Annotated in this window: 8 protein-coding genes; 4 read left to right on the top strand and 4 right to left on the bottom strand. The window is 75.1% G+C overall.

Features of this window, described 5'->3' with window-relative positions; translation table 11 throughout:
• Positions 1-49: 49 nt before the first annotated feature.
• On the bottom strand, positions 50-1,498 hold the full coding sequence (locus ACFVUH_RS02325; RefSeq protein ID WP_387910604.1) for an aldehyde dehydrogenase family protein: 1,449 nt from the start codon (positions 1,496-1,498) through the stop codon (positions 50-52).
• A 58-nt stretch (positions 1,499-1,556) separates the two neighbouring features.
• Here ACFVUH_RS02325 and ACFVUH_RS02320 point away from each other — a divergent pair, with 58 nt between their 5' ends.
• Positions 1,557-2,168: a TetR/AcrR family transcriptional regulator gene (locus tag ACFVUH_RS02320; RefSeq protein WP_387910603.1), complete on the top strand. Its 612-nt coding sequence runs from the start codon at positions 1,557-1,559 to the stop codon at positions 2,166-2,168.
• Here the strand turns inward: ACFVUH_RS02320 and ACFVUH_RS02315 are convergent, their stop codons facing one another.
• Together ACFVUH_RS02315 and ACFVUH_RS02310 are read right to left on the bottom strand one after the other, a co-directional pair.
• A complete protein-coding gene (locus tag ACFVUH_RS02315) occupies positions 2,169-2,660 on the bottom strand; it encodes a GNAT family N-acetyltransferase (RefSeq protein WP_387910602.1) in 492 nt (163 codons plus the stop codon).
• Between the two features lie 84 nt (positions 2,661-2,744).
• Positions 2,745-3,782 carry an aldo/keto reductase gene (locus tag ACFVUH_RS02310; protein WP_387910600.1) on the bottom strand — a complete coding sequence of 346 codons (1,038 nt, stop codon included), beginning with the start codon at positions 3,780-3,782 and terminating at the stop codon, positions 2,745-2,747.
• Between the two features lie 93 nt (positions 3,783-3,875).
• On the opposite strand from ACFVUH_RS02310, the gene ACFVUH_RS02305 reads away from it, so the two are divergent.
• Positions 3,876-4,514, top strand: coding sequence for a TetR/AcrR family transcriptional regulator (locus tag ACFVUH_RS02305; protein WP_387910599.1), 639 nt, complete (start codon positions 3,876-3,878; stop codon positions 4,512-4,514).
• A 73-nt stretch (positions 4,515-4,587) separates the two neighbouring features.
• On the opposite strand, the gene ACFVUH_RS02300 is transcribed toward ACFVUH_RS02305, so the two are convergent.
• Positions 4,588-7,770 carry a putative bifunctional diguanylate cyclase/phosphodiesterase gene (locus ACFVUH_RS02300; protein WP_387910598.1) on the bottom strand — a complete coding sequence of 1,061 codons (3,183 nt, stop codon included), beginning with the start codon at positions 7,768-7,770 and terminating at the stop codon, positions 4,588-4,590.
• Positions 7,771-7,894: 124 nt separating this feature from the next.
• Between ACFVUH_RS02300 and ACFVUH_RS02295 the strand changes: the two genes are divergently transcribed.
• Both ACFVUH_RS02295 and ACFVUH_RS02290 read left to right on the top strand, forming a co-directional pair.
• Entirely contained in the window at positions 7,895-11,452 is a 3,558-nt protein-coding gene (locus ACFVUH_RS02295; protein WP_387910597.1) for an amino acid adenylation domain-containing protein, read from the top strand.
• Complete coding sequence (locus ACFVUH_RS02290; protein ID WP_387910596.1) at positions 11,449-12,351, top strand: leucyl/phenylalanyl-tRNA--protein transferase; 903 nt, start codon at positions 11,449-11,451, stop codon at positions 12,349-12,351. Before ACFVUH_RS02295 ends, ACFVUH_RS02290 begins: the two co-directional genes overlap by 4 nt.
• The last annotated feature ends 34 nt before the right edge of the window (positions 12,352-12,385 follow it).

Raw genomic sequence — 12,385 nt, 5'->3', positions numbered from 1 at the left:
ACCGGAAGGAACCGGGAGGAGCCGGGAGGAGTCGGGAGGTGGCCTCGCCTTACAGGAACCGCCGCAGCAGCCCCGACTTGCGCGCGGTGAACGGCGGGTAGGCCAGCCGCAGGGTGTCCGCGCGCAGCGGCTTGTCGAGGACGGCCTTGGTGTGGCTGAAGGTGTCCAGCGAGTGCCGGCCGTGGTAGCCGCCCATGCCGCTCTCGCCGACGCCGCCGAACGGCAGTCCGGGCACGGCCAGATGGGCGTTGGGGACGCCGAAGCTCAGGGCGCCGGAGGAGGTTTGTGCGGTCAGCCGGGCCTTGGAACGGGCCGAGGCGGTGAACGCGTAGAGGGCGAGCGGCTTGTCGCGGGCGGTGATGAAGGCGATCGCCGCGTCCAGGTCGGGGACGCGGACGATCGGCAGGACCGGACCGAAGATCTCCTCGCGCATCACCGGCGCGTCCGGCTCGACGTCGGCCAGGACGGTCGGGGCGAGGTAGCGGGTGGCGCGGTCCCGGTCGCCGCCGGTGACCAGGCGGCCGTCCCCGAGGAGGGCGGACAGCCGGTCGAAGTGCCGCTCGTTGACGATGCGCCCGTAGTCGGGGCTGGTGGCGGGGTCGGCGCCGTACATCGCCCGGATCGCCGCGGTGAGGTGCCGCTCCAGCGCCGGCGCGGTGTCCCCGACGGCGAGCACGTAGTCGGGGGCGACGCAGGTCTGCCCGGCGTTCATGAACTTGCCCCAGACGATCCGGCGGGCCGCCGCCGCGAGGTCGGTGCCCGGCTCCACGACGGCGGGGCTCTTGCCGCCCAACTCCAGGGTGACCGGGGTGAGATGGCGGGCGGCGGCGGCCATCACGATCCGGCCGACGGTGCCGTTGCCGGTGTAGAAGACGTGGTCGAAGCGCTGCTCCAGCAGCGCCGTGGTCTCCGGCACCCCGCCCTCGACGACGGCCACCGCCCGCGGGTCCAGGGCGCGCGGCAGCCACTCGGCGAGGGCGGCCGAGGTCGCCGGGGCCAGCTCGCTGGGCTTGACGACCGCGGTGTTGCCGGCGGCCAGGGCGCCGACCAGCGGGGAGAGGGCCAGCTGCAGCGGGTAGTTCCACGGGCTGATGATCAGCACGGTGCCCAGCGGCTCGCGCACCGTGCGGGCCCGGGCCGGCTGGAGCGACAGCGGCACCGGGACGCGGCGCGGGCGCAGCCAGCGGTCCAGGTGGCGCAGGGTGTGGTCGATCTCGTTGAGGGTGAAGCCGATCTCGGTGGTGTGGGCCTCGGTGGCGTTCTTGCCGAGGTCGGCCCAGAGGGCGGCGGCGAAGACGGCCTCCTGCTCGACGAGCAGGCGCCGCAGGGCGCGCAGCTGCGCCTTGCGCCAGGCGACCGGCCTGGTGCGGCCGGCGGCGAAGGCGGCGTTCAGACGGGCGACGGTCGAGGCGGCGTCGGTGGCGTCGGTGGCGGTGCCGGTGATGTCGGCGGCAGCGTCGGCGGCGTCCAGGGCGAGGGGTTCGGTGGAGGCGCTCATGCCGCCGAGCCTATACGAAACGAAACGTTTTCGTTTCTTGTGCCGATATGCTGGTGGAATGACTGAGACCGCGGCACGCCGGGGCCGCCCCCGTGACGCGAGCCGGGACCGGGCACTGCTGGACGCGACCCTGGCCGTACTGGCCGAGAGCGGCTACGGCGGGCTGACCACCGCCGCGGTGGCCGCCCGGGCGGGCGTCTCCACCGCCACCCTCTACCGCCGCTGGTCCTCCAAGGAGGACCTGGTCATCGCCGCGGCAGCGCTCTGCACCGAGGACCTCACCGTCCAGCCCGACACCGGCAGCCTCGAAGGCGATCTGCGCGCCCTGCTCCGGGACAAGGCCGCCGCGATGACCGGCGAGGGCGGCCGGCTGATGCGGGCCCTGATCGGCGAGGCCACCCGGAGCACCGCCCTGGCCGAGGCGCTCGCGGCGGCCTTCCTGGCGCCGGTGCACGAGCGGGTGGGCACGATCGTGCGGCGCGCCGTCGAGCGCGGGGAGATCCCGCCGCCCGAGGACGCCGGCCTGCTCGGTGACGTGGTCGTCGGCCCGGTCATGAGCCGGTTCTTCCTCACCCCGGAGGCGCCCGACCAGGTGGACGCGCGGGCGGCGGAGGAGACGGCCGACCGCCTCCTCCCGTTCGTCCTGCGGGCGCTGGGCAGCCGCGCCTGATCAGGCGGCCGGCAGCGGCTTGGCCATCACGATCTCGCGGCTCACGCCGTCGGGGAGGAGGTCACCCGGCTCGCCGGTGTCGGTGAAGCCGGTGCGCTCGTAGAGGGCGATGGCGTGGGTGTTGCCCGGCATCACGGCGAGGCGCAGGGCGGGCAGGCCCTGCCGGGCGGCCCACCGCTCGATCCCGGTGATCAGCAGGGCGCCGACGCCCCGGCCGCGCGCCTTCGGGCCGACCCACATCGAGATCAGCTCGGCGTGACCGTCCTGCGGCACGCCGGTCGCCATCGCGGCGGGCTCGCCGTCCACGAGGGCGACCAGGTCGAGGGCGCCCGGGATCTCCAGCCGGGACCGCCAGCGCTCCTCGCGGTCGCCCTCGCCCTGCCAGTCGGCGAGCGCGGAGCCGAAGGCGTACGGCGCCTCGGCCAGGGCGGCCAGGCGCAGCTCGCGCCAGAGCGGCCAGTCGTCGGAGGTCAGTTCACTCAGTTCGATCATGGTCTTGACGATGCCCTGCCGTGAGCTGCGATGACAAGCGGTTATTGCCCGCCCGCGCCCCCGCCCGCACGCCCCCGCCCGTGCTCAGCCCGCGAGCGGCGGGTTGCGGCGGGCGAAGGCCTCCTGACGGCGGTACGGGAAGTAGGGGTACGGCGCGGTGCGCAGGCTGGCCGCGTCCAGCCGGGCGACCTGCTCGGGCGCCAGCTCCCAGCCCACCGCGCCGAGGTTCTGGCGCAGCTGCTCCTCGTTGCGGGCGCCGATGATCACCGAGGAGACGGTGGGCCGGCGCAGCAGCCAGTTGATCGCCACCTGGGGGACGGTCCGGCCGGTCTCCTCGGCGATCGCGTCCAGCGCGTCCACCACGTCGTACAGCAGCTCGTCGTCGACCGGCGGGCCGTAGTCCGCGGTGTCGTGCAGGCGGCTGCCGGCCGGGACCGGGGCGCCGCGGCGGATCCGCCCGGTGAGGCGCCCCCAGCCGAGGGGGCTCCAGACCAGCGCGCCGACGCCCTGGTCCTGGGCGAGCGGCATCAGCTCCCACTCGTAGTCGCGGCCGACGAGGGAGTAGTAGACCTGGTGGGCGGCGTAGCGGGGGCGGGCGTCGCGGTCGGCGGCGGCGAGGGACTTCATCAGCTGCCAGCCGGAGAAGTTGGAGACGCCGGTGTAGCGGACCTTCCCGGCGCGGACCAGGTCGTCCAGGGTGGCGAGCACCTCCTCGACGGGGGTGGCGGCGTCGAAGGCGTGCAGCTGGAAGAGGTCGATGTGGTCGGTGTCGAGGCGGCGCAGCGCGGCGTCGACGGCGGTGACCAGGCGGGCGCGGGAGGTGCCGGCGTCGTTGGGGCCGTCGCCGACGGGCAGGCCGGCCTTGGTGGAGATCAGCACCTGGTCGCGGCGGCCCTTGAGGGCCTGGCCGAGGACCTCCTCGGAAGCGCCGTCGGAGTAGACGTCGGCGGTGTCGAAGAGGGTGACGCCGGCGTCGATGGCGATGTCGAGCAGACGGCGGGCGTCGTCGGCGTCGGAGTTGCCCCAGGCGCCGAAGAGCGGGCCGCGGCCACCGAAGGTGCCGGTGCCGAGGGAGAGGGCGGGGACGGTGAGGCCGGATGCGCCGAGGCGGCGGTGCTCCATGGGGGGTTCCCTTCGCTAACGGGACTGTGGTGCCGTTAAGATGCCACCGACCCTAGCACTGTCGGCGACGCTAATGGAACAGGAATCCCGTTAATGACTTCATCGAGCCCGCAGGGCCCGCAGGGAACCCAGGGAGCCCAGGGCATGCAGCGGCCGGGCGGCCGGACGGCGCGCGTGCGGACCGCCGTGCTGAAGGCGGCCGAGGACGCCCTCGTCGAGGTCGGCTTCGCCGGGCTCGACCTCGGCGACATCGCCCGGCGGGCGGAGGTCGGCCGCACCACCGTCTACCGGCGCTGGGGCTCGGTCGGCGCGCTGCTCGCCGACGTCCTCGCCGACATGGCCGAGCAGTCCCTCCCGCGCAGCCGCACCGGCTCCCTCCACGAGGACCTGCGGGCCAACGCCCGCCTCGTCCGGCGCACCCTGGCCGACCCCCGCCAGGGCGCCCTGTTCCGCGCCGTGCTGGTCGCCGCCACCTGTGACCCGGCCGCCGCCGAGGCCCTCCACCGCTTCTACCGCGCCCGCGTCGAGGAGTGGGCCCCCTGCGTCACGGAGGCCGTCGACCGCGGCGACCTCCCGCCCGGCACCGACCCCGCCGAAGTCATCCGCGCCGTCTCCGCCCCCCTCTACTACCGCATGCTCACCACCCCCGACCCCCTCGACCAGGCCGCCGCCGATCGCGCCGCCGCCGCCGCCGAGCATGCCGCCCGCGCGGGCGCCTTCCGGGTGCCGTAGGCGGCGGCCCGGATGATCCTCGGAGATGGCAACTCCGTGTGGCGTTCATGTTCCGGGTGGTGTTCTCCTGGGCTCACGGGCCGGTGCGGGAGGGGTGGCTCAGGGTGGTGGTGTGGCGGGTGATGAAGTCCTGGGCCTGGTCCGCGGTGAGGGGGTGGGCGAAGAGGTAGCCCTGGCCGAGGGGGCAGCCCATGGCGGCGAGGAGGTCGCGCTGTTCGGGGTGCTCGATGCCCTCGGCGATGACCTGGACGTCGAGGGTGTCGGCGATCCGGGTGATGCCCTCGACGAGGGCGTACTGCTGCTGGGAGAGGCCGAGGCCGTCGATGAAGGACTTGTCGATCTTCAGCACGGAGATCGGGAACTCGCGCAGGTAGGACAGCGAGGAGTAGCCGGTGCCGAAGTCGTCGATGGCGATGCCGACGCCGAGTTCGCCGAGGGTGTGCATGTCGGTGTGGACGCGGTCGTCGCGGCGCATCAGGACGGACTCGGTCAGCTCCAGGACCAGGGACCCGGGCGGGATGCCGGAGGAGCGCAGGGCGCCGCGGACCACGTCGACGAAGCCGGCGTCGCGGAACTGGCGGGCGGAGACGTTGACGTTGACCCGCAGCGGGGGCAGGCCGGCGGTGGCGCGGGCGGGGGTGCTGAGGTCGTGCCAGGCGGCCGCCTCCTGGGCGGCGCGCTCCAGGACCCAGGCGCCGAGCGGCACGATCTGGCCGCTCTCCTCGGCGAGGGCGATGAACTCGTCGGGCAGCACCATGCCGCGCCGGTCGTGCGGCCACCGGACCAGGGCCTCGAAGGCGACCAGGTCACCCGTCCGCAGATCGACGATCGGCTGGTAGTACAGCCGGAAGGCGGACTCGGCGAGCGCGGCGTCCAGGTTCTCGTTCAGCTCGTGCCGCGCCATCAGCCCGGCCTGCAGCGCCGGCTGGTAGAGGCACCACTGCCGCTTGCCCGCCGCCTTCGCCGAGTACAGCGCGAGGTCCGCGTGGCTCAGCAGCTCGGTGCCGTCCACGCTGTCCTCCGTCGTCGCCACCCCGATCGACGCCGACACCCGCACCGCGCCCGCGCTCAGCTTGAACGGCTCGGTGAACGCCGCCAGCACGGCCTGGGCGATCGTCCCGACGTCGGCCGGCTCCAGCGCGTCCTCCACCAGCACCGCGAACTCGTCGCCGCCGAGCCGGGCGGCCGTGTCGGAGGAGCGCAGCGCGGTGGAGATCCGCAGCGAGACGGCGACCAGCAGCTCGTCGCCGACCGCGTGGCCCTGGGTGTCGTTGACCACCTTGAAGTCGTCCAGGTCGAGGAAGAGCACCCCGGTGACGGCGCCGCTGCGCTCGCCGCGGGAGAGCGCGTGGCCGACCCGGTCGCGGAACAGCACCCGGTTGGCGAGGCCGGTGAGCGAGTCGTGGAAGGCCCGGTGGGTGAGTTCGCGCTCCATCTGCCGCTGCTCGGTGACGTCGCGCAGGGTGAGCACCAGACCGCCGACCGTCGGATCGTCGCGCAGGTCGTTGCAGCGCACCTCGGCCTCGATCGGGGAGCCGTCGGACCGCAGTAACCGCCAGTGCTCACGCTGGGTGTCCAGGCCGGAGCGGGCGCCGCCGGTGACGGCGGGGCCGCGCATCCGGGCCAGCGCCTTGCCGACCGCCCGGCTGTCCTCGGGCGGCACCAGGTCGGTGAGCAGCGTGCCCTCCAGGTCGGAGCGGCCGAGGACGCGCCCGGCGGAGGAGGCCGAGGCGTAGCGCACCGAGTCGTCGTCGTCGAGGATCAGGATGACGTCGCCGGCGCTCTGCACCAGGGTGCGGAAGTAGGCCTCGCTGTCGCGCCGGGTGATCTCCTGGCTGAGCATGACCCGCTCGACGGCGAGCGCGGCCTGCGCGGCGAGGATCTCCAGCGAGCCCCAGAGGCTGGTCAGCTCCTGCTCGGTGCCGGTGACGATGAGCGCGCCGATCAGCGGGTCGCCGGAGGGGCGCTCGGCGAGGGTGAGCGGGCAGAGCAGGGCGTTCGGCATGCCGTCGATCCGGGCGGCGAGGCCGCTGCCGATGTCCTCGACGGGTAGCAGCCGGGTCTCCCGGTAGGCGGCCAGGGCGAGCACCTCGCCCGAGTCGCGTCCGGCGCCGAGGTGGTGGCGGCCCGCCCCGCGCTCGGCGTGCCGGACGTGCAGCACGCCGCCGTCGGTGACGGCGAGCAGCGCGACGTGGCCCGGCTCGGTGGGCATCAGGGTGGAGGCGGCGGCCTGGACGGCGTCGGCGACCTCCTCGACGGTGACGGCCGCGGTGAGCGAGGAGCCGGCCTCGCGCAGCGCCCGCTCGCGGGCGACGGCCTGCCGGCGGGCGCGCACCACGACCGCCAGCCGGGCGAGCACCAGCAGGTAGAGGATCGCCGAGAAGGCGCCGATGACCCCGGCGTTGCTGGTGTTCCCGTTGGCCGCCTCCACCATCAGGATGGTCGGCGCGATCAGCGAGGCCGCGGTGAGCAGGGCGAGCCGGCCGGGGCCGATGTCCGGCTGCTGGCTGGGGATGGGTCTGGTCAGCTCGACCATCGAGGGGTGCAGCGCGGCGGCGCCCCAGGCGGTGTAGAAGGCGGCCCAGCCGAGGTCCACGGGGGTGCCGATGTGCCAGTCGCCGTGCAGCAGGATCAGCCCGTACAGGATGTCGGAGACCAGCAGGCCGACCGTTCCGGCGGCGAGCAGCTGCAGGGAGCGGCTGACCCCGCCGCGCGGCACGATCAGCCGCAGCAGCAGGGCGAGCACGACGACGTCGCCGAGCGGGTAGGCGATCGAGACGGCCTTCTGGAACCAGTCCAGGTCCGGGTTCCGTGCGTAGGGCAGGATCAGGTAGATCCAGGCGAGCAGCGCCAGGCCCATGGTGAGGATGAGCGCGTCCAGCAGGCTGGCCCGGTCCTGATGCGCCGTCCGCCAGCGGATGAAGCCCAGCACGCCGGCCGCGTAGAGCAGGTACTCGGCGAGGTAGAAGCCGTCGGCGACGGACGGGAACGGGCTGCCCAGGTGCAGGAACTGCATCTGGACGACCTGCACCACCTCGCCCGCGGTGAAGCTGAGGTTGGCGAGCGCCAGCAGGTACCAGTAGACGGCGTGGGAGGGGCGGTTGAGGCGGACGCCGACCACGATGGCGGCGACGCCGCCCAGGCCGATGCCCGTCCACCAGATGATCCGCTGGGAGGGGTTGGTGTAGTAGATGCCGGTGAACAGCACCATCCACGCCAGGTAACAGACCATCAGGCGTTGGCGCCGACGTGTCAACGAGCTACCTCCTCCTCGGCATCACCACGCCCGCCCCGAGCGGGACGGTGGGGTCCGGGCAGGGGCTCGCGAGCGTCCGTCCCGGGCCGGGGAGGTCCGGTCGGACGTTCGAAATGGGCCTTGAGTGCGTATAGTCGGAAATGTCGCACCTCCCAGCATTCTGCCGCCACAGCACGAGGTCAAGCCGGTGGACGATGCAGCAGAGAGCGCACGGGGAGCACAGCCCGGAGCGCGTTCCGGACGTCACGCCGTGCTGGTCAGCCAGGACGGTCAGTACGCGATCTGGCCGGGGGACCTCACGGTGCCGGGCGGCTGGCGCCCGGTGTTCGGGCCCGCCCCGTCCGAGGAGTGCCGCGGGTACGTGGAGCGCGAGTGGGCTCCCGCCGGACTCGGCTGCGGACCCCCCGGACACGAACCCGGAATCGGTGCCCGACCCCGCTCCGGGTCCGCCGGCACCGTGCACGGGCTGGTCCGGGCACGCGCCGCGCACGACCCGCGTGCCGCCGCCGTCGTCGCGGACGACCGCACGCTCGACTACGGAGAGCTGGACGCCCGCAGCGAACGGCTCGCCGCGGTGCTGCGCGCCCTGGGCACCGGGCCGGAACGGATCGTCCCCGTGTGCCTGGAACGCGGAGCGGACCTGGTGACCGCCTGGCTCGCCGTGCTCAAGGCGGGCGGCGCCTTCCTGCCGCTGGACCCGGCGCACCCGCACCGGCGGCTCGCCCGGCTGGTCGCGGACTGCGGCGCGCACCTGGTCGTGGCGGGGGAGGGGACGCGCTTCCCGCAGGTGCGGACGGTGACCCCGGACGAGGGCGCCACGGCGCCGGCCGAGGTGCCCGACATCGGCGTGCCGGACGACCTGGCCTACCTGATCTACACCTCGGGGACCACCGGCACCCCCAAGGGCGTGCCGGTCACCCACCGCGCCCTGGCCTTCACCCTGGACCGGGTGATCGACGCCTACGGGCTCACCCCGGCCGACCGGGTGCTCCAGCTCGCCGCGCTCGGCTTCGACACCGCGCTGGAACAGGTCTTCGCCACCCTCGCCGCCGGAGCCACCCTCGTCCTCGGCGGCGCCCGCACCTGGGCGCCCACCGAGCTCGCCCACCGGATGCCCGCGCTGCGGCTCACCGTCGCCGACCTCACGCCCGCCTACTGGCACCACCTGCTCGGCCTCTTCCCGCCCGGCGGGCCCGCGCCCGAAGGACTGCGGCTGATCGTGGTCGGCGGCGACACCGTGCACGAGGACGACTGCCGGGCCTGCCTGGAACGGCTGCCGGGCGTCCGGCTGGTCAACGCCTACGGGGTCAGCGAGGCGGCCGTCACCTCCACGCTCGGAGCCGTCACGCGGCGCACGCTCGCCGCGCCCGGTCCGCACGGACCCGGCGCCCCGGTACCGATCGGACGGCCGCTGCCCGGGGTGCGGGTGCACGTGCTGGACGCCCGGCTCGGCCCCGTACGCCCCGGCGAGAAGGGCGAGATCCACCTCGGCGGGCCGGGCCTGGCCCGCGGCTACTGGAAGGCGCCCGGCCCGACCGCCGAAGCGTTCCTGCCCGACCCCTACGCCCCCGGCCCCGGCGAGCGGATGTACCGCACCGGCGACGCCGGGCGCTGGCGGGCGGACGGCACCCTGGAGGTCCTCGGCCGCTACGACGACCAGCTGAAGATCCGCGGCCACCGCGTCGACCCCGCCGAGGTCGAGTCCGTGCTCGCCGGCCACCCCGACGTCCGGCAGGCGCGGGTCGCCGCCGGCGAGGGCGGCGACGGCAGCCGCGTGCTCACCGCGTACTACACGCTCACCGACCGGGCCGTCTCCGGCCCCCGCGCCCGGCGCGGCCGGATCCGCGCCTACCTCGCCGAACGGCTGCCGGACTTCATGGTCCCGGACCGCTTCGTTCCGCTCGCCGGCATGCCGCTCACCCCGGCCGGGAAGATCGACCGCCGCCGGCTGCCGGACGCCCCGCCCCGGGTGCGGCCGCGCGACGGCGAACGGGCGGACCGGAGCCCGGCGGACGGGGGCCGTTATGAGGGGCATCGGGAGGCCGGGGACCGGCCGGACGGGGCGGCGGCGCGGGCCCGGGCGGACGCGCCCCCCGACCGCCGCGAGCAGGCACCCGCCGCAGGAGGCACCGGCACCGCCGTCGAGACCGGCGTCGCCCGGCTCTGGTCCGAACTGCTCGGCATCGAGGAGATCGGCCCCGACGACGACTTCTTCGAACTCGGCGGCAACTCCCTGCTCGCCATGGAGATGCTCGCCCGCGCCCGCATCGTGTTCGGCATCGACGTCACCCGGATCCGCTTCCTCACCCGCGCGTTACTGCGCGACGCCACCCTGCGCGCCTTCGCCGCCGCCACCCTCGCCGCCGGCGGGCCCCCCGCCGGCGAGGCCGCCGTCGACTGGGCCGCCGAGGCCCGCCTCGACACCCCCCTGCGGCAGTCCTGGAGCCCCGCCCCCTCCCGCGCCGAACCCACCGAGATCCTGCTCACCGGCGCCACCGGCTTCTGCGGCGCCCACCTGCTGGACGCCCTGCTGCACACCACCGACGCCCGCATCCACTGCCTGGTCCGCGCCCCCGACGAGGAACACGCCCTCGAACGCCTGCGCGCCGCCCAGCAGCGCTACCTGCGCCACGACCTCGCCGACCGCCGCGTCGTCCCGCTCGTCGGCGACCTCGCGGAACCCCGGCTCGGTTTGAGCCGGCAGCACTTCGAGCGGCTGGCCGCCGGCCTCGACGCCGTCCACCACCTCGGCGGCCAGGTCAACTTCCTCTACCCCTACCACCAGCTGCGCGCCGCCAACGTCGCCGGAACCCGCGAGGTGATCCGCCTCGCCGGACACTCCCGCGGCATCCCCGTCCACTACCTCTCCACCCTCGCCGTGCTGGCCGGCTTCGGCCCGGCGGGCGTGCGCGAGGTCGCCGAACGGACCCCGCTCGCCCACCCCGACAAGCTCGCCGTCGGCTACGTCGAGAGCAAGTGGGTCGCCGAACAGCTGCTCCACCACGCCGCCGCGGGCGGGCTGCCGGTCACCGTGCTGCGCACCAACGACGTCACCGGGGACCTGCGCACCGGCGTGATGAACACCGGCACCGAGATCTGCGCCCTGATCAAGTACATCGCGCAGAGCGGCAGTTGCCCCGACGTCCGGCTGCCGCTGGACTTCGTGCCGGCCGACCGGTTCAGCCGGGCGGTCTGCCACGTGGTCGCCCACGCCCCCGCCATCGGCGAGGTCTACCACCTGACCTCACCGCACCCGGCCGACCTCGCCGACCTCGCCGCCCGGCTGCGCGCCCGCGGCCACCGCGTCCGCCTCGTCCCCTACCCGCGGTGGGTGCGCGACCTCGTCCGGTTCGCCGCCCGGCACCCCACCCACCCGATGACGCCGTTCGTGCCGCTCTTCGTCGACCGCGTGCCCGGCACCGAACTGTCCATCAGCGAGCTGTACTTCCGCCCCATGTTCCCGCGCTTCGACCGGGCCGACACCGAACGGGCGCTGGCCGGCAGCGGGGTGGAACTGCCCGCCGTCGACGACGCCCTGCTCGACTTCTACCTCGACCGGCTCACCGCGGACGGCTTCCTCGACGCACCGCGCGAGCCCCGGCCGCAGGGCGCCTCGGCGTTGGAGGCACCGTCACCGGAGGCGCCGTCGCCGGAGGATCCGCCGCTGGAGGCGCCGCGATGACGGCCACCGCCCCCGAGGAGCTCTTCGCGGCGCTCGACGTCGCCCGGGCACCCGCCGACGGCCCGGCCGCGTTCGGCGCCGACCTCGCGCCCCGCACCCTGCTCGCCGCCTACCGGCGCGGACTGTTCCCGCTGCCCGCCGCCGACCCCTACGCGAGCGCCTTCAACGAGGCCCGCTGCGAACGGGCGGTGGCGGCCGGCGAGATCGCCCTGCTGCCGGTCCCCGACGCCGGCCCCGACGCCGGCCTCGATGCCGACCCGTACGCGCTCGCCTGGTGGTCGCCCGACCCGCGGCCGCTGCTCGCCGTCGACGGCGTCCGGATCGGCCGCAAGCTCTCCCGGCTGCTGCGCAACCGCCTGGACTGGTGGACCACCGCCGACCTGGCCTTCGGGGAGGTGCTCGCCGCCTGCGCCGAGGGGCGCGAACCTCCCTGGCTCACCGAGGAGTTGCAGCAGGCGCTGACCGGACTGCACCGGATCGGCGCGGCCCACAGCGCGGAGGTGTGGGAGGAGGGCGAGCTGGTCGGCGGGGTGTTCGGGATCGCCGCCGGGCCGGTGCTCAGCCTGGACTCGATGTTCCACCGCCGCCCGGACGCCGCGCGGGTCGCCGTCGCCGACCTCGCCGCCCGCTTCGCCGCCGCCGGGGGCACGCTGCTGGACGCCCAGTGGGACTCCCCGCACGTGCGCTCGCTCGGCGCCGTCCCGCAGCCCCGGGCCCGCTACCTCGCGGCGCTGGCCGGGGGCGCCCAGGACGCCGAGGAGGCCGGACGGGCCGTCGGGCCGCTGGACACCGCCCGCCTCCCGGCCGCCCGGCTCGCCCCCGAGCGCCCCCGCGAGCCGCGCCCGCACGGGCACCCGCGCGCGCACCGGCACCCGTACCGCAACGCCCGGCGTGCCTGAGGGGCCGTCCGCCGAACAGCGGCCCGCGCGGCCG

Source organism: Kitasatospora sp. NPDC058032, assembly GCF_042885845.1.
Taxonomy (GTDB): domain Bacteria; phylum Actinomycetota; class Actinomycetes; order Streptomycetales; family Streptomycetaceae; genus Kitasatospora.
This window is presented reverse-complemented; position numbering and strand designations above follow the sequence as displayed.

Excerpts from the sequence above, each read along its gene's own strand:
- ACFVUH_RS02320 (WP_387910603.1), top strand. The coding sequence starts at position 1,557 with ATGACTGAGACCGCGGCACGCCGGGGCCGCCCCCGTGACGCGAGCCGG.
- ACFVUH_RS02310 (WP_387910600.1), bottom strand. The coding sequence starts at position 3,782 with ATGGAGCACCGCCGCCTCGGCGCATCCGGCCTCACCGTCCCCGCCCTC.
- ACFVUH_RS02305 (WP_387910599.1), top strand. The coding sequence starts at position 3,876 with ATGACTTCATCGAGCCCGCAGGGCCCGCAGGGAACCCAGGGAGCCCAG.
- ACFVUH_RS02325 (WP_387910604.1), bottom strand. The coding sequence starts at position 1,498 with ATGAGCGCCTCCACCGAACCCCTCGCCCTGGACGCCGCCGACGCTGCC.
- ACFVUH_RS02290 (WP_387910596.1), top strand. The coding sequence starts at position 11,449 with ATGACGGCCACCGCCCCCGAGGAGCTCTTCGCGGCGCTCGACGTCGCC.
- ACFVUH_RS02315 (WP_387910602.1), bottom strand. The coding sequence starts at position 2,660 with ATGATCGAACTGAGTGAACTGACCTCCGACGACTGGCCGCTCTGGCGC.